At 53.1% G+C, this 18,861-nt stretch carries 20 protein-coding genes; 14 read left to right on the top strand and 6 right to left on the bottom strand.

What is annotated here, in order from left to right; translation table 11 throughout:
* The first annotated feature begins 43 nt into the window (after nt 1–43).
* From ACS0RQ_RS25615 to ubiA, 5 genes are all read left to right on the top strand, one after another.
* Entirely contained in the window at nt 44–1,354 is a 1,311-nt protein-coding gene (locus tag ACS0RQ_RS25615) for a maltoporin (protein ID WP_271851070.1), read from the top strand.
* 108 nt (nt 1,355–1,462) lie between these two features.
* Complete coding sequence (gene malM, locus ACS0RQ_RS25610) at nt 1,463–2,428, top strand: maltose operon protein MalM (protein WP_169038550.1); 966 nt, start codon at nt 1,463–1,465, stop codon at nt 2,426–2,428.
* A 201-nt stretch (nt 2,429–2,629) separates the two neighbouring features.
* The gene (gene tnpA, locus ACS0RQ_RS25605; protein WP_038918153.1) at nt 2,630–3,088 is read left to right on the top strand and encodes an IS200/IS605 family transposase; all 459 of its coding nucleotides are present in this window, start codon (nt 2,630–2,632) and stop codon (nt 3,086–3,088) included.
* A 230-nt stretch (nt 3,089–3,318) separates the two neighbouring features.
* Entirely contained in the window at nt 3,319–3,816 is a 498-nt protein-coding gene (ubiC, locus tag ACS0RQ_RS25600; RefSeq protein WP_039077918.1) for a chorismate lyase, read from the top strand.
* An 11-nt stretch (nt 3,817–3,827) separates the two neighbouring features.
* A complete protein-coding gene (gene ubiA / locus ACS0RQ_RS25595; RefSeq protein ID WP_193794893.1) occupies nt 3,828–4,697 on the top strand; it encodes a 4-hydroxybenzoate octaprenyltransferase in 870 nt (289 codons plus the stop codon).
* A gap of 117 nt (nt 4,698–4,814) precedes the next feature.
* Here ubiA and plsB read toward each other — a convergent pair whose 3' ends face one another.
* The gene (plsB, locus tag ACS0RQ_RS25590) at nt 4,815–7,235 is read right to left on the bottom strand and encodes a glycerol-3-phosphate 1-O-acyltransferase PlsB (RefSeq protein WP_271851069.1); all 2,421 of its coding nucleotides are present in this window, start codon (nt 7,233–7,235) and stop codon (nt 4,815–4,817) included.
* A gap of 130 nt (nt 7,236–7,365) precedes the next feature.
* Between plsB and ACS0RQ_RS25585 the strand changes: the two genes are divergently transcribed.
* Together ACS0RQ_RS25585 and lexA are read left to right on the top strand one after the other, a co-directional pair.
* On the top strand, nt 7,366–7,734 hold the full coding sequence (locus tag ACS0RQ_RS25585) for a diacylglycerol kinase (RefSeq protein WP_079497650.1): 369 nt from the start codon (nt 7,366–7,368) through the stop codon (nt 7,732–7,734).
* Nucleotides 7,735–7,842: 108 nt separating this feature from the next.
* Nucleotides 7,843–8,457: a transcriptional repressor LexA gene (gene lexA, locus ACS0RQ_RS25580; protein ID WP_039077914.1), complete on the top strand. Its 615-nt coding sequence runs from the start codon at nt 7,843–7,845 to the stop codon at nt 8,455–8,457.
* Here lexA and ACS0RQ_RS25575 read toward each other — a convergent pair.
* Nucleotides 8,432–8,620 carry a hypothetical protein gene (locus ACS0RQ_RS25575; RefSeq protein WP_271851068.1) on the bottom strand — a complete coding sequence of 63 codons (189 nt, stop codon included), beginning with the start codon at nt 8,618–8,620 and terminating at the stop codon, nt 8,432–8,434. The two genes, lexA and ACS0RQ_RS25575, sit on opposite strands and share 26 nt — an antisense overlap.
* 97 nt (nt 8,621–8,717) lie before the next feature.
* Between ACS0RQ_RS25575 and ACS0RQ_RS25570 the strand changes: the two genes are divergently transcribed.
* Complete coding sequence (locus tag ACS0RQ_RS25570) at nt 8,718–8,927, top strand: CsbD family protein (RefSeq protein WP_039077936.1); 210 nt, start codon at nt 8,718–8,720, stop codon at nt 8,925–8,927.
* A 106-nt stretch (nt 8,928–9,033) separates the two neighbouring features.
* Here ACS0RQ_RS25570 and zur read toward each other — a convergent pair whose 3' ends face one another.
* Nucleotides 9,034–9,549, bottom strand: coding sequence for a zinc uptake transcriptional repressor Zur (gene zur / locus ACS0RQ_RS25565; protein WP_047372189.1), 516 nt, complete (start codon nt 9,547–9,549; stop codon nt 9,034–9,036).
* A gap of 272 nt (nt 9,550–9,821) precedes the next feature.
* Between zur and ACS0RQ_RS25560 the strand changes: the two genes are divergently transcribed.
* Nucleotides 9,822–11,138, top strand: coding sequence for a conjugal transfer protein TraF (locus tag ACS0RQ_RS25560; RefSeq protein ID WP_271851067.1), 1,317 nt, complete (start codon nt 9,822–9,824; stop codon nt 11,136–11,138).
* A gap of 41 nt (nt 11,139–11,179) precedes the next feature.
* Here ACS0RQ_RS25560 and ACS0RQ_RS25555 read toward each other — a convergent pair whose 3' ends face one another.
* The gene (locus ACS0RQ_RS25555; protein ID WP_071194355.1) at nt 11,180–11,497 is read right to left on the bottom strand and encodes a helix-turn-helix domain-containing protein; all 318 of its coding nucleotides are present in this window, start codon (nt 11,495–11,497) and stop codon (nt 11,180–11,182) included.
* A 1-nt stretch (nt 11,498) separates the two neighbouring features.
* Nucleotides 11,499–11,843 carry a type II toxin-antitoxin system RelE/ParE family toxin gene (locus ACS0RQ_RS25550; protein WP_271851066.1) on the bottom strand — a complete coding sequence of 115 codons (345 nt, stop codon included), beginning with the start codon at nt 11,841–11,843 and terminating at the stop codon, nt 11,499–11,501.
* A 192-nt stretch (nt 11,844–12,035) separates the two neighbouring features.
* Here ACS0RQ_RS25550 and dusA point away from each other — a divergent pair, with 192 nt between their 5' ends.
* On the top strand, nt 12,036–13,034 hold the full coding sequence (gene dusA / locus ACS0RQ_RS25545; protein WP_271851076.1) for a tRNA dihydrouridine(20/20a) synthase DusA: 999 nt from the start codon (nt 12,036–12,038) through the stop codon (nt 13,032–13,034).
* Between the two features lie 152 nt (nt 13,035–13,186).
* Nucleotides 13,187–13,429, top strand: coding sequence for an envelope stress response protein PspG (gene pspG, locus ACS0RQ_RS25540; protein ID WP_271851065.1), 243 nt, complete (start codon nt 13,187–13,189; stop codon nt 13,427–13,429).
* A gap of 291 nt (nt 13,430–13,720) precedes the next feature.
* Here the strand turns inward: pspG and ACS0RQ_RS25535 are convergent, their stop codons facing one another.
* Complete coding sequence (locus ACS0RQ_RS25535) at nt 13,721–14,704, bottom strand: quinone oxidoreductase (RefSeq protein ID WP_271851064.1); 984 nt, start codon at nt 14,702–14,704, stop codon at nt 13,721–13,723.
* 58 nt (nt 14,705–14,762) lie between these two features.
* Here ACS0RQ_RS25535 and dnaB point away from each other — a divergent pair, with 58 nt between their 5' ends.
* The 3 genes from dnaB (at nt 14,763) to tyrB (ending at nt 18,787) form a co-directional block, all read left to right on the top strand.
* Nucleotides 14,763–16,169: a replicative DNA helicase gene (dnaB, locus tag ACS0RQ_RS25530; protein ID WP_039077905.1), complete on the top strand. Its 1,407-nt coding sequence runs from the start codon at nt 14,763–14,765 to the stop codon at nt 16,167–16,169.
* 124 nt (nt 16,170–16,293) lie between these two features.
* Nucleotides 16,294–17,373 (top strand): alanine racemase, encoded by a 1,080-nt coding sequence (gene alr / locus ACS0RQ_RS25525; protein ID WP_271851063.1) that lies wholly within the window; start codon nt 16,294–16,296, stop codon nt 17,371–17,373.
* Between the two features lie 220 nt (nt 17,374–17,593).
* The gene (gene tyrB / locus ACS0RQ_RS25520) at nt 17,594–18,787 is read left to right on the top strand and encodes an aromatic amino acid transaminase (protein ID WP_271851062.1); all 1,194 of its coding nucleotides are present in this window, start codon (nt 17,594–17,596) and stop codon (nt 18,785–18,787) included.
* Nucleotides 18,788–18,861 lie beyond the last annotated feature (74 nt).

Raw genomic sequence — 18,861 nt, 5'->3', positions numbered from 1 at the left:
GAGGTGAGGTGTTTAAAGAAAAGCAATGATCTCAGGAGATAGAATGATGACTACTCTGCGCAAAGTTCCACTGGCAATCGCCATCGCCGCGGGCATTTTGTCTGCTCAGGCGGGCGCTGTCGATTTTAAAGGCTATGCCCGTTCGGGTATTGGCTGGACCGGCAGCGGCGGCGAGCAGCAGTGCTTCCAGGCCACCGGTGCTCAAAGTAAGTATCGTCTTGGTAACGAATGCGAAACCTACGCCGAACTGAAACTGGGCCAGGAAGTATGGAAAGAAGGCGACAAGAGCTTCTACTTCGATACCAACGTAGCCTACTCCGTTGCCCAGCGTAATGACTGGGAAGCGACCAGCCCTGCGTTCCGTGAAGCCAACGTTCAGGGTAAAAACCTGATCGACGCGCTGCCGGGCTCCACTATCTGGGCAGGTAAACGCTTCTATCAACGTCATGACGTTCACATGATCGACTTCTACTACTGGGATATCTCTGGTCCTGGTGCCGGTCTTGAAAATGTTGATGTTGGCTTCGGTAAACTCTCTTTAGCGGCAACCCGTTCGTCTGAAGCGGGTGGTTCCGGTACTTTCGCTGACCGTAATGCTGATGGCAGCCGTATTTATGACAACCTGGTGCCAAACGACGTCTTCGACGTGCGTTTAGCGCAAATGGCTGTCAACCCTGGCGGTACGCTGGAGTTCGGTGTGGATTACGGTCACACCAACCTGCCGGACAAATATGACCTGGCGCCGGGCGCATCGAAAGATGGCTGGATGTTCACCGCTGAACATACCCAGAGCATGATGAAAGGTTACAACAAGTTTGTACTGCAGTACGCAACAGACTCCATGACCTCTAACGGTAAAGGTATTCCGCAGGGCGGCAGCATCAACAACAACGGTTCACTGTGGCGCGTGCTGGATCACGGGGCAATCAACCTCGCTGACAAGTGGGACCTGATGTATGTCGGTATGTACCAGGACATCAACCGTGACGACAACAACGGTACCAAGTGGTGGACCGTGGGCGTACGTCCTATGTACAAATGGACACCGATCATGAGCACCCTGCTGGAACTGGGCTATGACAACGTCAAATCCCAGCGCACCAGCGACACCAACAACCAGTACAAAATCACCCTGGCCCAGCAGTGGCAGGCTGGCGACAGCATCTGGTCTCGTCCTGCAATTCGTGTTTTCGCAACCTACGCGAAGTGGGATGAGAAATGGGGCTATGCCAACAGCGATTCCGGTAATGGTTACACCTCTGGCGTAGCGTATCGCGATACTTCCGCGAAAACCTTCAGCCGTGGTGATAACGACGAGTGGAGCTTCGGCGCCCAGATGGAAATCTGGTGGTAATCCTCGCCACCTGACGTACCGAAACAAGAGGGGCGCAAGCCCCTCAATTCTTCGAGACAGTGCGCTATTGCCGGGCGTTAGTTGTCTCTCGTAAAGAAGGTGATAACAATGAAAATGAAAAAAAGTTTCGTCGCCCTGTGCCTGACCGCGGGTTTACTCGCCGCAGCGCCTGGGGTTAGCTTCGCCGATGTTAACATCGTCCCGCAAAATACCACGGCGGCGCCGGCCATTCCGGCCTCCGCACTCCAGCAACTGAGCTGGACGCCTGTCGATCAAAGCAAAACACAAACAACTGAGCTTGCCACCACGGGCCAGCGCCTGAATGTGGCGGGTATCAGTGGCCCGGTGGCCGCATACAGTGTCCCGGCGAACATCGGTGAACTGACGCTCACGCTCAGTAGTGAAGTGAATAAACAAACCAGCGTTTTTGCGCCCAATGTGTTGGTTCTTGACCAGAACATGTCACCTGCCGCGTACTTCCCCAGCAGCTTCTTTACCTATCAGGAGCCGGGAGTGATGAGTGCCGACAGGCTGGAAGGGGTGATGCGCCTGACGCCTGCGCTGGGCCAGCAAAAGATCTATCTGCTGGTCTTCACAACCGAAAACGATCTGCGCCAGACCACCAAACTGATGGACCCGGCCAAATCCTACGCCAAAGGAACGGGTAACGCGGTACCGGATATCCCCGATCCGATAGCCCGTCACGTTACTGAGGGCGTGGTGAAACTGAAAGTGAAAACCAACAGCGGTTCCAGCGTGCTGGTTGGCCCGTTGTTTGGTTCATCCGGACCAGGGCCGGTGACGGTGGGTAACACAGCCGCGCCTGCTACAGCTTATAGTGCACCGGCGGCCGCACCTGCTGCGGTGGCTGCCGCGCCGACCTCTGCGCCTGCGCCTGCCGCGAAAAGTGAGCCGATGCTGAATGACACTGAAAGCTATTTCAACCAGGCCATTAAACAGGCCGCCGCAAAAGGTGATATCGATAAGGCCCTGAAATTACTGAATGAAGCTGAGCGTCTCGGGTCTACATCCGCCCGGAAAACCTTTATCAGCAGTGTAAAAGGCAAGGGGTAACCGTCTCCCCGCAATGCTGATGTTTGCAACAACTGGTGCGTCGCCTGACGCACCCTTTTTGTCTATAGAAAACCCCCAGCTAGGCTGGGGGTTCCGGAAAGCTTTCAGCTTTAAGCCAGTTATTAAAACCCCTTTTGATTTGTTAAAACAGCTTGCGGTCTGGCAACTGCAAAAGTTCAACAAGAAATCAAAAGGGGTTGGATGGGGGACGAAAAGAGCTTAGCGCACACCCGATGGAACTGTAAATATCACATAGTTTTTGCGCCGAAATACCGAAGACAGGCGTTCTACGGAGAGAAACGTCTGGCGATAGGCAGCATTTTAAGAAAGCTGTGTGAGTGGAAAAACGTACGGATCCTGGAAGCTGAATGCTGTGCAGATCATATCCATATGCTTGTGGAAATCCCGCCCAAAATGAGCGTATCCGGCTTTATGGGATATCTGAAAGGGAAAAGCAGTCTGATGCTTTATGAGCAGTTTGGAGATCTGAAATTCAAATACAGGAACAGGGAGTTCTGGTGTCGGGGATACTACGTGGATACGGTAGGGAAGAACACAGCGAAGATACAGGAATACATAAAGCACCAGCTTGAAGAGGATAAAATGGGTGAGCAGTTGTCGATCCCTTATCCGGGCAGCCCGTTTACGGGCCGTAAGTAAGGAAGTTTGATGCAAATGTCAGATCGTATGCGCCTGTTAGGGCGCGGCTGGTAACAGAGCCTTACAGGCGCATCTGAAAAACCTCCGGCTATGCCGGAGGATATTTATTTTTCTGGCGCAACGACGCTGTTGCATATCTGTTGCGCTTATGAAAACTGAATGAAGTTCCCCGCACGAGGCAGCCTGTTCTGCGATACAATAATGTGACGTTATGTATTGGAGAGTAAGGCATGTCACACCCCGCGCTTACGCAACTGCGTGCGCTACGCTATTTTGACGCACTTCCCGCGCTCGACCCGCAGCAACTGGACTGGCTGTTGCTGGAAGATTCCATGACGAAACGTTTTGAGCAACAGGGTAAACAGGTGTCTGTGACGCTTATCCAGGAAGGGTTTGTGACGTCCGATATGCTCGATGGCGAGCGCCATTTGCTGCCAGACGATACGCGGTACTGGCTGCGGGAGATCCTGCTGTGCGCTGACGGCGAACCCTGGCTTGCCGGGCGAACGGTGGTGCCGGAGTCTACGCTGACCGGCCCGGAACTTGCGCTGCAGAAGCTGGGTACCACGCCGCTTGGGCGTTATCTCTTTACATCATCTACGCTGACACGAGATTTTATTGAAGTTGGTCGCTATGACACGCTGTGGGGAAGACGCTCCCGCTTGCGCCTGGGGGGGAAACCTCTCCTGCTGACTGAACTGTTTTTGCCTGCGTCACCGCTGTACTAAGAGGAAAAAAAATGGAGTGGAGTCTCTCGCAGAATAAGCTGCTGGCCTTTCATCGACTCATGCGCACGGACAAGCCCATTGGTGCGTTGCTGCTGCTCTGGCCAACGCTGTGGGCACTGTGGGTTGCAACGCCGGGCGTTCCTCCCCTGTGGATCCTGCTGGTGTTTGTGGCGGGGGTCTGGTTGATGCGTGCGGCAGGCTGTGTGGTAAATGACTATGCGGACCGTAAATTTGACGGGCATGTGAAACGTACGGCCAATCGTCCGCTGCCCAGCGGAGCGGTCACGGAAAACGAAGCGCGCGTACTGTTTGTGGTATTGGTGGTGCTGGCGTTTGCACTGGTGTTGACGCTTAACATGATGACCATTCTGCTTTCCGTTGCGGCGCTTCTGCTTGCCTGGGTTTATCCGTTTATGAAGCGTTATACCCATTTGCCGCAGGTGGTGCTGGGGGCGGCGTTTGGCTGGTCGATTCCGATGGCGTTTGCCGCCGTGAGTGAGTCGGTGCCGCTGAGTTGCTGGGTTATGTTTCTTGCCAATATCTTGTGGGCGGTGGCCTACGATACGCAGTACGCCATGGTGGATCGCGACGATGATCTGAAAATCGGTATCAAGTCGACCGCTATTCTCTTTGGACGCCACGATAAGTTAATCATCGGCATATTGCAGGTGGCGGTGCTGGCGCTGATGGTGGCGATCGGTGCGCTCAATGGCTTAGGCTGGCAATTCTACGGGGCGGTTATTATTGCGGGTGCGCTGTTTGTTTATCAGCAGAAGCTGATTGTGAATCGCGATCGCGACGCCTGTTTTAAGGCGTTTATGAATAATAACTATGTGGGGCTGGTACTGTTTATCGGTCTCGCGGCAAGTTATCTGGCGTAACTCACCTCTTCCCGGATGCGGCGCTGCCTTATCGGGGCTACCTTAAGCGCCAGGCTCAGCGTAGCCCCGATAAGCAAAGCGCATCGGGGACGTTACTCCCTGATGCGGCTGCTTTACTCACTCTGCCTGCGTTGCGCTCTCAATCGTCAAGCGCACATCAGAGGTAATCAGCTCGGCTAACAGCTGATACACCGCCAGCGTCTGCTCAGGCTCGGCATCTCCGGTATCGCTGATATACCCTTCGTCACGCAGCGTCAGCACCAGTGTACTGAATACCGCCTTATCGAAGAATTCCGGCGCATTGATGCCGTGCAGAACAGACAGACGCTGTGCCAGCGTGCGGCTCTCTTTCTCCAGCGTACTGCGGTTCATTGCCGGATTGGCGCTCAGCAGCCAGAAGGTGATGGCATAGCGTTGCAGTGTTTCGCGCGCACCCGCCGCCAGCAGTTGCAGCGTTCGGGAATGGGCCGGGTTGATATAAAGCTGGTCATCTTTCATGGTAATCAGCCCCTGGCGCAGCAATTCCTGAGCAAGGTTTTTCAGCACGCCTGCCAGCTCTTCTTTTTCCCAACGTAAGAACAGCTCGGCTTTCAGCATCGGGTAAAGTAACTCAACATGGCGCAGCATCTCGTCCTGAGAGATATGACGATGCTGGGTAATAATGGCCGCCATCAGAGAGGGCAACATCAGCATATGCGCAATGTTGTTGCGGTAGTATGTCATCAGAACCGCCTGCTCGCGCGGCAGAATGATGATGTCACCGATCGTGTCTTTCTCTACTTCGAACTTGTTCATCTGCAACGCATGCTCAATTAGCGCGTCCGCACTTACGGTGGGTACCGTTGTGTCGGCGGCATAGGGCACATTGCGCATCAGGTTGAGATAGCAATTCAACTGCTCGGTGAGCTGTTCACGGGTCAGAGAACGCTGGCGAGATGCCAGAAGCGCGGTACAGCAGAGGTTCATGGCGTTTGCCGCACCGGCATTGTTAATGCGCACCATCAAATCGGCAGCAATAGCGTTCACCGTCGGCGTCAGCCAGGCAGGACGCACCGCTTCGATAGGATCGATAGACTCGCGCCACTCCGGCACCCGGTGGTTCAGGTAGTTCATCAGCGGGATAGGCTCGCCGAAGTTCACATAACCCTGACCGAGATTACGCAGCTTGCTCAAACCGCGTATCATCTGGGCAAAACCTTCTTTCTCTTTCGTCGCGCCACGCAGCTCTTTGGCGTAAGTCCCCACCTCCATGACATGCTCATAACCAATGTAGATTGGCACCAGCGTGATTGGACGGGTACCTCCACGCAGCATGGCCTGAATCGTCATAGAAAGCGTGCCGGTCTTCGGATCCAACAGACGGCCCGTACGGGAGCGCCCGCCTTCAACAAAGTATTCCACTGAGTAGCCACGGTTAAACAGTTCGCCCAGATACTCGCGGAAAACGGTCGAATAGAGTTTATTACCCTTAAAGGTACGGCGAATAAAGAACGCGCCCAGACGACGGAAAATGGGGCCCGCCGGCCAGAAGTTCAGGTTGATCCCGGCTGCAATATGCGGCGGTACCAGCCCCTGGTGATAGAGCACGTAGGAGAGCAGTAAATAGTCCATATGGCTGCGATGGCAGGGCACATAGACAATTTCATGGCCATCATGGGCGAGCTGACGAACACGCTCCGCGTTATGCACATTAATGCCCTGATACAGACGGTTCCAGGTAAAGCCGAGGATACGGTCTGACAGACGGATCATCTCGTAGGAGAAGTTCGCCGCAATCTCTTCCATCAGCGCAATTGCATTTTGCTGCGCTTTATCGTGGGAGATTTTTTTGCTGCGCGCTTCGTCTTCTACGGCGCGAGCGATGGCTTTGGAGGAGAGCAGCTTATTAAACAGGTCCTGACGGGCAGGTAAGCGTGGCCCCACAGCAGCCAGGCGCTGACGGGCAAAGTGCATACGCGCGACGCGTGCAAGTTTTTGCGCAATGGTTTTGTCCGTGCCGTGCTCGGTTGCCATACGGCGCAGCGAAACCGGCGGGGAGAAACGCACAAAGCTGTCGCGGCCAAGCCACGAGATCGCGAAAAATTTCTGAATACCGTTTAGCATACGCAGCGGCGGGTTGACCTCGCCCTTTTCGCGACCTGGAGAACGGCCGAACATCATCGACACAGGCACCATCTGAACATCCAAATCGGGATGGCTGCGGTGCAGATCGAGATAGTCATGGAACAGCTTGATCGACTCTTCTTTCGGCGTGTACCAGGTAAAGACACGTGGTCCGCCGTGAATAAAGATATAACGCGGCAGCTCCGCTCCGTCGATTTCAAGCGGTTCGAGGGGGTCGGGCAAATCGTGTGCCAGACACTGAGCGCGCAAGGTCAGCAAATCTGCCTTCGAGTTATAAGGCAAAACGTACATAATAGGGCGCGACGTATCGAGCCCTAATTCCTGGGCGGGTTCCGCCGGGATAGACTTGCTTTTTACCAGCACGCTTAATGGTAAATTAAGTAATTTGTAGTAAATTCGTGGCCAGCCGGACATAAACGATGTAAAGCCTCTGGTTAATAATGCCATTGCGCGGCAAGAATATCAGAAAGTCCGCAGAATTTCTTTTCTACCTCTATAAGCTTACATAGACATTGACGTTCATTACATAAAAAGGTTGTTTTTGATGGCCAACAATACCACTGGAATTACCCGCATTATTAAAGCGGCAGGCTATTCATGGAAAGGGGTGCGCGCAGCGTGGATTAACGAAGCTGCTTTTCGTCAGGAAGGTGTTGCGGTCGTTATTGCCATCATCATTGCGGCTTTTCTGGATGTAGATGCGATTACGCGCGTCCTGCTGATTGGCTCTGTCGTACTGGTGATGATTGTGGAAATCCTTAATAGTGCAATTGAAGCCGTGGTTGACCGTATTGGGTCTGAATTTCATGAACTCTCGGGGCGTGCGAAAGACATGGGGTCTGCTGCGGTATTGATGGCCATTCTCCTGGCACTGTTTACCTGGGTTTCTCTGCTGTGGGGCTATTTTCGATAGCGCTTCCAGAAATGCGTTAAGTCCGCGTTTTTTGCTTAATTTTGGTTTCAAAATCGCCTTTAACTGTATATACTCACAGCATAACTGTATATACACCCAGGGGGCGGAATGAAAGCTTTAACGGCCAGGCAGCAAGAGGTGTTCGATCTTATTCGCGATCGAATCAACCAGACAGGTATGCCGCCGACGCGTGCGGAGATCGCGCAACAGTTGGGGTTCCGTTCCCCAAACGCGGCAGAGGAACACTTGAAAGCGCTTGCGCGTAAGGGTGTTATCGAGATTGTATCCGGTGCGTCTCGCGGTATTCGTCTGTTGCTTGAAGAGGAAGAGGATATTGGGCTGCCGCTTATCGGGCGCGTCGCTGCTGGCGAACCTTTGCTGGCGCAACAGCACATTGAAGGGCACTATCAGGTCGATCCGTCTCTCTTCAAACCTAACGCTGATTTTCTGCTGCGCGTAAGCGGTATGTCGATGAAAGATATCGGCATCATGGATGGCGATCTGCTGGCAGTGCATAAAACCCAGGATGTTCGCAACGGGCAGGTTGTTGTAGCGCGTATTGACGATGAAGTGACGGTCAAGCGGCTTAAAAAGCAGGGCAATACCGTGCAGCTATTGCCTGAAAACAGTGAGTTTTCCCCTATTGTCGTTGACCTGCGCGATCACAACTTCACCATTGAAGGTCTGGCGGTTGGCGTTATCCGCAATGGTGAATGGCTGTAATAGCCTTCTGAGCCGTGGCGGCATGCCTGCTGTCACGGTTGCTTGCTTTTCCTGACAAAGCTTTAATCTCTGTTTTATCCCGCTGATCTCGCTCGGTTTTGCTCCGCATATCTATTCCGGTAATTTGCTTTCCGATGGTTAAAAATTCCGAATAAAGAATCATGGTCGCTATCCTTAACTACAATAATTATCACGTTCAGGATATTAAGAGCGTAACGAAAGGAATAACGCTGTTCATGACCAATGATGAGGAGACGACGATGAATAAAGACGAAGTCAGCGGCAACTGGAAACAATTCAAAGGTAAAGCAAAAGAACAGTGGGGTAAATTGACCGACGATGATATGACCATCATTGAAGGTAAACGCGACCAGTTGGTCGGTAAAATTCAGGAACGCTACGGCTACGCCAAAGATCAGGCAGAAAAAGAAGTCGTGGATTGGGAAACGCGGAACGATTACCGCTGGTAGCCTTCACATCCCCCCAATGTGTAACCCTCAATGGCTACCCTGCCCGAACGGTACATGGATGTACCACCCTTAATTGCCTTACCTGCTTAAAAGAGAAAAATCGCGCTTAGCGCGATTTTTTTTTCAACTGAATCGTGTGGTCATGATGACACTCGCCGGGGTGTCGACACGCTTCAACTTCTGCGCAATCAGCACATAATCCATGTGCTTCTATGACATTATGGCGCAGCGCAAAACCGCGTTTTGCCGCCAGCGCATGCATGATGTCTTCCACGCCCTCCGCTTGCTCCTCTTTTACCACACCGCAACGGTCACAAATAAACATCGCGGACGTGTGCGTCGGCTGATCGAAAAGATGACAAAGTACGTAGCTGTTAGTGGACTCTACTTTATGTACAAACCCTTGCTCTAAAAGGAAATCCAGCGCGCGATAGACCGTAGGAGGTTTGGCTTGCGGTTCTGCCTCACGCAGAAGATCGAGCAGGTCATAAGCGCTGATTGCCCCCTGCTGCAGACTCATCAGGCGTAACACTTCGAGGCGCTGAGGAGTCAGGCGCACGTTGCGTTGCACACACAGTTTTTCGGCCTGCGCGAGCATCTCTTGCGAAGTGGACTTATCCATAGGCGTTCTCTCATGAAATGGCAATATAAGCCCCCACTTTACCATGTTCTGTACTAAACGCCGAGATCACGACCGCGCCTTCACCTTTCGCAATCGCCATGTGTCTTCTATAAATATTGATGGTCACTTCATATAACAACATCTTCTGTAACGCTTTATTACATTCAGTAGAAATAGGATATTTTTTGGATGTTATTCGCAGCAATAGAGCCTCCCTGTCCATGTCACAACTAACAGGGTCATAAAACTCATTTGATTACGAGACGCATACTGTGAAAAACAATCTTAAACTTTCGGTGGTCGCTATCGCTGTCTCCTTTTTCGTGGCAAAGCAAGCCGGAGCGGCAAATACCTGGGCAGAGGCACGTAATGATGCGATGGGGGGAACAGGTGTTGCCTCCGCAAGTTACGGTAGTGGTGCATTCATTAACCCGGCGTTGCTGGCAAAAGCAAAACCGGAAGACAATGTTACGGTCATCTTACCGACCGTGGGTGCGCGGATAACTGATGAGGACAACCTGCGTGATGAAATTGATGATATCAGTAATAAGATCGATTATTACAAGGATATAGTTAATAACCTCACCCTGCGGGAAGTGCTGCTTAACCCCGTTAGTACTGTTGATCAGTTCCAGTCAGCGGCAAAAGATCTGGCGGATTCGCTTGATTATCTGGAGGGTAAAACCGCGAGTGCGAATGCCGGGGCCGGTATCGCCGTCACGATTCCTAACGATGTGTTGTCTGTTGCCTTTGTGACCAAAGGTTACGCGCATGCTCGCGTCAATTCGAATATTGATCAGGACGATATCACCTACCTTCGCAATATCCAGAACAGTGATACGGTAGCCACGGGCGTTGCCCTGGGGGCCATACTCTCACCTAATGGCTCAGGCGAAATCACAAAAAATCTTAACTCCACGGCATCAGGCCGTGCAGCCATCATTACGGATTTTGGTATCGCCATGGCGCACCAGTTTGACGTGGGCGGCGTTCCTCTTTCCGTAGGCGTTACGCCAAAATTGCAAAAGTCATGGATCTATAACTACACCACGTCGATTTATGATTACGACAAAAACCAATGGAACAACAGTAAGTACCGCAAGGACGACACGGGCTTTAACATTGATGTTGGCCTGGCGGCAGATTTAACAGATAACGTCACCGTCGGTCTGAGTGGACAAAACCTGGTCTCGCGTAACATCGACACCAAAGATGTTTTTATCACCAATGGCAGAACCGGTGAGGTTAAAAACTACAAAGACACCTACCAAATCAGCCCATTGGTCACCGCGGGGGCGGCGTGGCATAACGATCTGCTGACGCTGAGCGCTGATGGTGATCTGACGGAAACCAAAGGCTTTAAGAGCGAGAAAAACTCGCAGTTTGTTGGCGTCGGTGCGGAGGTTCGTCCTCTGAGTTGGCTGGCGGTTCGTGCCGGTTATCGTGCTGATGTCAAAGGCGATGAAAGCAACGTCTTCACTGGCGGTGTCGGTTTTGCGCCATTTAACCGCGTGCACGTTGATTTAATGGGGTTAGTGGGTGAGAACAAAACCTGGGGTGCCGGTGCGCAGTTGAGCATGACATTCTGATGCACAACCGGAGGCCTTGCGCCTCCGGTTTTTCTTTGTGCTCAGGCAAAAACCACCTTCATACGTCCCGGGGTACGGCGTGGGCGCCCAACCACAATTTGAACATCGCGCCCTAAGCGTGTCAGACATTCAAGCATTTTTACTTCACTTATGCCGCGAAATTGGCCGCGCAGCATATTTGATAGCCTGGGCTGTGTCATCCCCAATAACTTTGCCGCCTCCACCTGAGTAAGACGACGACTTTTAATGATATTGCCAATGGTGGTAGCAAGCTGCGCTTTAACCTGCATTTCATCCGCATTGTCCAGTCCAATGTCGGCATAAACATTGCCGCTACTGATATCGATATTCTGGCTCATATTATGCTCCTCTGGCATGGGCTTCTGCTGCCTTAAGACGTTCTCGAATTTTTTCTATATCAGATTTGGGGGTTTGCATACCGGATGACGACTTCTTCTGAAATGCATGTAGCACATAGACCGCCTCTCTGAATTTCAGGGTATAAACCGCGCGATAAGTATCGGTGCAATAGTCTTCGACCACCTCCAGCACACCTGCACCCCCAAATCCTTTTAACGGTTTTGCCTGGGGATGCTTACCTCCGTCTTGTGCGAGATGCAACGCATAACCAAAAACATCCTGAACATCCTCCGGCAGAGACTGAAGATCTTTTTTGCTGCTCCCCACCCAATACAGTGGCTTCATTCGCGTTATCCTTGCGATTTTTTATATCCATATGGGTATATTTTAGCTAAAGGGATGAGCAAATAACAGTCAGAAAACAGGATGGGTGCCATTATGTGCAGTACAATAATTACACTAATGTCCTCGCTGCCCGACGGCGATTCTCTGTGCTATAGTAGCGCCCCTTTTTTACCTAAAGCCTATTTATTCGCCATGTCGCCAGAAAATCAGCCTGCTGCTTATCCTGCTCACCGTTTCTCCATTGCGCCGATGCTCGACTGGACGGATCGCCATTGCCGCTATTTCCTGCGCCTGCTTTCACGCCATACGCTGCTCTATACAGAGATGGTGACGACGGGAGCTATTATTCATGGCAAGGGCGACTATCTTGCATACAGCGAAGAAGAACACCCGGTAGCATTGCAGTTGGGGGGGAGTGACCCGGCGCAGCTTGCGCATTGCGCGAAACTGGCAGAACAGCGCGGTTATGATGAGATCAATCTGAACGTAGGTTGCCCGTCCGATCGCGTGCAGAACGGCATGTTCGGCGCCTGCCTGATGGGCAATGCGCAACTGGTGGCTGATTGCGTCAAAGCGATGCGCGACGTGGTATCCATTCCGGTGACGGTGAAAACCCGCATCGGCATTGACGATCAGGACAGCTACGAATTTCTCTGCGATTTTATCAGCACGGTTTCCGGCAGGGGCGAATGTGAGATGTTTATCATCCATGCGCGTAAAGCCTGGCTTTCCGGCTTAAGCCCGAAAGAGAACCGTGAAATCCCCCCGCTGGACTACCCACGTGTCTACCAGCTTAAACGCGATTTCCCGCATCTCACCATGTCGATTAATGGCGGTATCACTTCGCTGGAGGCGGCCAAAACCCACCTGGAGCATATGGATGGTGTGATGGTTGGACGCGAGGCGTATCAGAATCCGGGCATTCTGGCGCGTGTTGATCGGGAAATTTTCGGCGCGGATGTGGTGGACGCGGATCCTGTAGCGGTGGTTCGGGCAATGTATCCCTATATTGAGCGTGAACTGCAGCAGGGGACCTACCTCGGGCATATTACCCGCCATATGCTGGGCCTGTTCCAGGGGATCCCAGGGGCGCGCCAGTGGCGTCGCTATCTGAGCGAAAATGCACATAAAGCCGGGGCTGACGTCGCAGTGCTGGAACACGCGCTGAATCTTGTGGCAAACCGCGAATAATTTCGCTAAAAAATGGTCAAATTCACCAGGCTCTGCATCACCATGCGGAGATTTTTCTTTTATAAATCAATAAAATAAAAGTGGCATGCTTCTTGTAATGCATTTGGTAAGTCATCGTCCCGATGCCATTGTCTGTTTACCAGGAGCGCGCCATGTTGGAATTACTGTTTGTTATCGGCTTTTTTGTTGTGCTACTCGTCACCGGTGTTTCATTGCTGGGTATTCTGGCTGCACTGCTGGTGGCAACCGCAGTGATGTTTTTGGGCGGCCTTTTTGCGTTGATGATCAAGCTGTTGCCCTGGTTGTTACTGGCGGTTGCGGTGGTGTGGATTATCCGGGCAGTCAAAACGCCAAAAATTCCTCAATATCAGCGCAATAACCGTTGGCGTTACTAAAGTATTGAGCACTTGATCACAACCTCGACACTTTTCCGGGCGCTTTGCTAAGAACCGAATAGGATTTACTTATCAAATCTGTCACTATCGCCGCGTTAACGAATTCATCGAGCTGTACCCTACATACAGCCGAACTAAAAAAAGAATGGGCTTCCTTCGGGAAGCCCTAATTCTTTCTACCGATGCCATACTTCAAGCCATAGATGCATAACCTGCGCTCATTCATCCCGGTCACTGACTTGAATAAGCGCCCGGGCATTCACGCTCTCGCCGCCTGCCTGCAACGTGAATTTACGGAATCAACAGGCTCGACCCTTGCGTTACGCGACTTTCCAGAACCTCATGTGCACGCCGTGCGTCGGTGAGGGCAAATTTCTGCGATTGCGTCACTTCCACTTTGATCACGCCGCTGGCAATCAGCGAGAACAGTTCATTGCTGGCCTCTTCAAGCTCCTCGCGATTTGTTACGTAGCCGTTGAGGGAAGGGCGGGTCGCATACAGCGAACCTTTCTGGTTGAGAATACCCAGGTTGACGCCTGATACCGGTCCGGAGGCGTTACCAAAGCTCACCATCAGGCCACGGCGCTGCAGGCAATCGAGGGAGTCTTCCCAGGTGTCTTTACCCACCGAGTCATACACGACGCGGACTTTTTTCCCGTTGGTTATCTCTTTTACGCGCTCAACAATGTTTTCTTCGCGATAGTTAATCACCTGCCATGCGCCAGCCTGTAAGGCCCGCTGTGCTTTCTGTGCGGAGCCGACAGTACCGATCAATTTTGCCCCCAGCGCCTTCGCCCACTGACAGGCAATCAGCCCTACGCCACCCGCCGCCGCATGGAACAGGAATACTTCATCAGGTTTAATTTCGTACGTTTTGCGCAGCAGATAAAAGACAGTGAGCCCTTTCAGGAAGGAGGCCGCCGCCTGCTCGAACGAGATGGCATTGGGCAGAATAGCGACTTTGTCTGCCAGGACATTGTGCACGGAGCTGTAGGCGCCAAGCCCGGATTGGGCGTACACCACGCGATCGCCCGCTTTGACATGTTTGACGCCAGAACCCACTTTGCTGACCACGCCCGCCGCCTCGGTCCCCAGGCCACTCGGCAATGACGGGGGTGGATACAGCCCACTGCGAATGTAGGTGTCGATATAATTAATCCCTATGGCTTTGTTTTCGACCTGGACTTCATTTTCCGCCGGATCGGTGGGATTAAACTCGACAGCTTGCAAGACCTCAGGGCCACCATGCTTGTGAAATTCAATTCTTGTCGCCATGCTTCCTCCCGAATGATAATCTTTCGAACCATTCATTACGTTGGTAACTCCATTCACTATGGCAGGAAATAAACCCTTCAACAAACAGACTGAACCCCGCGATTTTCAGGTCGAGGGGATGAAAGTGCCGCCCCATTCCATTGAAGCGGAACAGTCGGTGTTGGGCGGTTTAATGCTGGATAACGAGCGCTGGGACGATGTTGCCGAGCGCGTTGTGGCGGATGACTTCTACACCCGCCCGCATCGCCATATCTTTACTGAGATGCACCGTCTACAGGAGATGGGCAAACCCATTGACCTGATTACGCTGGCAGAATCGCTGGAACTGCAAGGGCAGTTGGATATTGTCGGCGGCTTTGCTTATCTGGCTGAACTGTCCAAAAATACGCCAAGTGCAGCGAACATCAGCGCTTATGCAGACATCGTGCGTGAACGTGCAGTTGTGCGCGAGATGATCTCCGTTGCCAATGAGATCGCCAATGCAGGTTTTGACCCTCAGGGGCGCACCAGTGAAGACCTGCTCGATCTTGCTGAGTCACGGGTTTTCAAAATTGCGGAAAGCCGCGCCAATAAAGACGAAGGCCCGAAAAACATCGCGGATGTGCTTGAGGCGACCGTTGCGCGTATTGAGCTGCTGTTCCAGCAGCCTCACGACGGCGTTACTGGCGTGAATACGGGCTACGATGACCTCAACAAGAAAACGGCGGGTCTACAGCCATCGGACCTGATCATTGTCGCCGCGCGTCCATCCATGGGGAAAACCACCTTTGCGATGAACCTCGTTGAAAACGCGGCGATGTTGCAGGATAAACCGGTTCTCGTCTTCAGTCTTGAGATGCCCTCAGAGCAGATTATGATGCGTTCTCTGGCCTCCCTGTCACGTGTGGACCAGACGCGCATTCGTACCGGTCAGCTTGATGATGAGGACTGGGCCCGTATTTCCGGCACCATGGGCATCCTGCTGGAAAAACGCAATATCTATATTGATGACTCGTCCGGCCTGACGCCGACCGAGGTGCGTTCCCGTGCGCGACGTGTTGCCCGTGAGCATGGTGGGATCGGGCTTATCATGATCGACTACCTGCAACTGATGCGCGTGCCGTCGCTATCCGACAACCGTACTCTTGAGATCGCGGAGATTTCCCGCTCTCTGAAAGCACTGGCGAAAGAGCTGCAAGTGCCGGTTGTTGCGCTGTCGCAGCTTAACCGCTCACTGGAACAGCGTGCGGATAAACGCCCGGTCAACTCCGACCTGCGTGAATCCGGTTCCATCGAACAGGACGCCGACTTGATCATGTTTATTTATCGTGATGAGGTTTATCACGAAAACAGCGACTTAAAAGGGATCGCTGAAATCATTATTGGTAAGCAACGTAACGGCCCGATCGGTACGGTACGTTTGACCTTTAACGGACAGTGGTCGCGTTTTGATAATTATGCGGGTCCACAATACGACGACGAATAATCCTCGTCATCCTTTGAGCTGCAGCGGTGTTGGCTACGTCCCCGGAGATTCATGGCCTTGCCGCCTTGCTGCAACTCAAATGATTTAGAGGATGGTTTATTTTTCTTAAAGGCAAGGAATTCAAATGCAAGCGGCAACAGTTGTAGTCAACCGCCGCGCTCTGCGACACAACCTTCAACGTCTGCGCGAACTGGCTCCTGCCAGCCGCCTGGTTGCGATTGTGAAAGCGAACGCCTACGGACACGGTCTTCTTGAGACCGCGCGAACGCTCCCCGACGCCGACGCTTTCGGCGTCGCCCGTCTCGAAGAGGCCCTTCGCCTGCGTGAGGGGGGCATTACCCATCGCATCCTCTTGCTCGAAGGTTTTTTTACCGCTGACGAGCTCCCTCTGGTTTCTGCTCACCGCCTCGATACGGTGGTGCATAGCGTGGAACAACTCACGGCGCTGGAAGCGGCGCATCTGGATGAGCCTGTTACCGTGTGGATGAAGCTTGATACCGGTATGCACCGTCTGGGCTTTCACCCGTCTGAGGCCGAGGCGTTTTACCAGCGTCTGAGCCAGTGCAAAAATGTGCGCCAGCCGGTAAATATTGTCAGCCACTTTGCCCGTGCCGATGAGCCGGACTGTGGTGTAACAGAACGTCAGCTCGATATCTTCACTACCTTTAGCGATGGCAAGCCAGGGCAGCGTTCTCTTGCTGCATCGGGTGGCACGCTGCTGTGGCCGCAGGCCCATTTTGACTGGGTGCGCCCTGGCATCATTCTGTATGGTGTTTCACCGCTTGATCGCCATCCGTGGGGGGAAGATTTTGGCTTCCAGCCCGCGATGACGTTGACCTCCAGCCTGATTGCCGTGCGCGAACATAAAGCGGGGGATGCGGTTGGTTATGGCGGAACCTGGGTGAGTGAGCGCGACACGCGCCTTGGGGTGGTGGCGATGGGCTATGGCGATGGTTATCCGCGTTCGGTGCCATCTGGTACGCCTGTGCTGGTTAACGGTCGGGAAGTCCCGATTGTTGGTCGGGTGGCGATGGATATGATTTGCGTCGATTTGGGTCCGGATGCGCAAGATACCGCCGGTGACCCGGTGGTGTTTTGGGGGGAAGCTTTGCCCGTCGAGCGCATTGCGGAAGCCACCGGGATCAGTGCCTATGAATTAATTACGCGCCTGACATCGCGCGCTGCCCTGAAATACGTCGATTAACGCAGCGTCGACTCTCCCCGGATGCGGCGCAAGCGCCTTATCCGGGATATGATTTTGCCCGCGCTTGCGTTTGGTTTTCTCCCTCTTTCTGTGGGAGGGGGCCGGGGTGAGGGCATCAGACGACGCAGCCCAAACGCATCACACACATCCCGCTCGACCTTCTCTCGCTTCCGGTTTATTGTGTCTTATCCTTCCTACTGTAAACCTGGAGAACCACCTCGTGTTTCAAAAAGTTGACGCCTACGCTGGCGACCCCATCCTTAGCCTGATGGAGCGTTTTAAAGAAGACCCGCGCAGCGACAAAGTTAACCTCAGCATCGGGTTGTATTACAACGAAGATGGCATCATTCCGCAGCTACAGGCTGTTGTCGAAGCGGAAGCCCGCCTTAATGCCCAGCCGCAGGGTGCGTCTCTCTATCTGCCGATGGAAGGTCTGAATACTTATCGCCACACCATTGTGCCGCTACTGTTTGGTGCGGAACATCCGGTGGTGGCGCAAAAACGCGTTGCAACGATCCAGACACTGGGCGGCTCCGGCGCGCTCAAAGTGGGTGCTGATTTCCTGAAACGCTACTTCCCGGATTCCGGTGTGTGGGTCAGCGATCCCACCTGGGAAAACCATGTCGCCATTTTTGAAGGCGCGGGTTTTAAGGTCAACACCTATCCCTGGTTCGACAGTGAAACCAATGGCGTGCGCTTTACCGCGCTGCTGGAAAAACTCGCTACCCTGCCGGAGAAGAGCATCGTTCTGCTGCATCCGTGCTGCCACAACCCAACCGGTTCAGATTTAACGAACGCGCAGTGGGATGAAGTGGTAAACGTGCTGAAAGCCCGCAACCTGATTCCTTTCCTCGACATTGCCTACCAGGGCTTTGGCGGCGGTATGGAAGAAGACGCCTATGCGATCCGTGCGATTGCTGATGCGGGATTACCAGCGCTGGTTAGCAACTCGTTCTCCAAAATTTTCTCACTCTATGGCGAGCGCGTAGGCGGTCTCTCCATTGTCTGCGAAGATGCGGAAACGGCCTCTCGCGTCCTGGGGCAGTTGAAAGCGACGGTGCGTCGTAACTACTCCAGTCCGCCGAACTTCGGTGCGCAGGTTGTTGCGACGGTGCTCGGCGATACGGCGCTGAAAGCCTCATGGCTGGCAGAGGTCGAGACAATGCGTACGCGCATACTGGCTATGCGTCAGGAGCTGGTTAACGTGCTGAAAGAGGCTGTTCCGGGGCGAAACTTTGACTATCTGCTTAAACAGCGCGGCATGTTCAGCTACACCGGTCTGAATGCTGCACAAGTTGATCGTCTGCGTGAAGAGTTTGGTGTCTACCTCATTGCCAGTGGGCGTATGTGCGTTGCCGGGCTTAATAGCCGCAATGTGCATCGCGTTGCTCAGGCATTTGCTGCTGTAATGTAAACGACGCATATTTTCCTCCCGTCAGGGAGGAAAATGGCGCGATCCTGCTACAAATATTCCGGTTTATGAGGGTG

This window comes from Phytobacter diazotrophicus (assembly GCF_052061655.1).
Taxonomy (GTDB): domain Bacteria; phylum Pseudomonadota; class Gammaproteobacteria; order Enterobacterales; family Enterobacteriaceae; genus Phytobacter; species Phytobacter diazotrophicus.
The sequence above is the reverse complement of the archived record's forward strand: the minus strand, read 5'-3'. Positions and strand labels throughout refer to the sequence as shown.

What these genes read in the sequence shown, in the direction of transcription:
- dnaB (WP_039077905.1), top strand. Translation starts at nt 14,763, where the DNA reads ATGGCAGGAAATAAACCCTTCAACAAACAGACTGAACCCCGCGATTTT.
- plsB (WP_271851069.1), bottom strand. Translation starts at nt 7,235, where the DNA reads ATGTCCGGCTGGCCACGAATTTACTACAAATTACTTAATTTACCATTA.
- pspG (WP_271851065.1), top strand. Translation starts at nt 13,187, where the DNA reads ATGTTGGAATTACTGTTTGTTATCGGCTTTTTTGTTGTGCTACTCGTC.
- malM (WP_169038550.1), top strand. Translation starts at nt 1,463, where the DNA reads ATGAAAATGAAAAAAAGTTTCGTCGCCCTGTGCCTGACCGCGGGTTTA.
- ACS0RQ_RS25570 (WP_039077936.1), top strand. Translation starts at nt 8,718, where the DNA reads ATGAATAAAGACGAAGTCAGCGGCAACTGGAAACAATTCAAAGGTAAA.
- ACS0RQ_RS25555 (WP_071194355.1), bottom strand. Translation starts at nt 11,497, where the DNA reads ATGAGCCAGAATATCGATATCAGTAGCGGCAATGTTTATGCCGACATT.
- alr (WP_271851063.1), top strand. Translation starts at nt 16,294, where the DNA reads ATGCAAGCGGCAACAGTTGTAGTCAACCGCCGCGCTCTGCGACACAAC.
- tnpA (WP_038918153.1), top strand. Translation starts at nt 2,630, where the DNA reads ATGGGGGACGAAAAGAGCTTAGCGCACACCCGATGGAACTGTAAATAT.
- ubiA (WP_193794893.1), top strand. Translation starts at nt 3,828, where the DNA reads ATGGAGTGGAGTCTCTCGCAGAATAAGCTGCTGGCCTTTCATCGACTC.
- ACS0RQ_RS25585 (WP_079497650.1), top strand. Translation starts at nt 7,366, where the DNA reads ATGGCCAACAATACCACTGGAATTACCCGCATTATTAAAGCGGCAGGC.
- ACS0RQ_RS25535 (WP_271851064.1), bottom strand. Translation starts at nt 14,704, where the DNA reads ATGGCGACAAGAATTGAATTTCACAAGCATGGTGGCCCTGAGGTCTTG.
- zur (WP_047372189.1), bottom strand. Translation starts at nt 9,549, where the DNA reads ATGGATAAGTCCACTTCGCAAGAGATGCTCGCGCAGGCCGAAAAACTG.
- ACS0RQ_RS25575 (WP_271851068.1), bottom strand. Translation starts at nt 8,620, where the DNA reads ATGATTCTTTATTCGGAATTTTTAACCATCGGAAAGCAAATTACCGGA.
- ACS0RQ_RS25550 (WP_271851066.1), bottom strand. Translation starts at nt 11,843, where the DNA reads ATGAAGCCACTGTATTGGGTGGGGAGCAGCAAAAAAGATCTTCAGTCT.
- dusA (WP_271851076.1), top strand. Translation starts at nt 12,036, where the DNA reads ATGTCGCCAGAAAATCAGCCTGCTGCTTATCCTGCTCACCGTTTCTCC.
- ACS0RQ_RS25615 (WP_271851070.1), top strand. Translation starts at nt 44, where the DNA reads ATGATGACTACTCTGCGCAAAGTTCCACTGGCAATCGCCATCGCCGCG.
- ubiC (WP_039077918.1), top strand. Translation starts at nt 3,319, where the DNA reads ATGTCACACCCCGCGCTTACGCAACTGCGTGCGCTACGCTATTTTGAC.
- lexA (WP_039077914.1), top strand. Translation starts at nt 7,843, where the DNA reads ATGAAAGCTTTAACGGCCAGGCAGCAAGAGGTGTTCGATCTTATTCGC.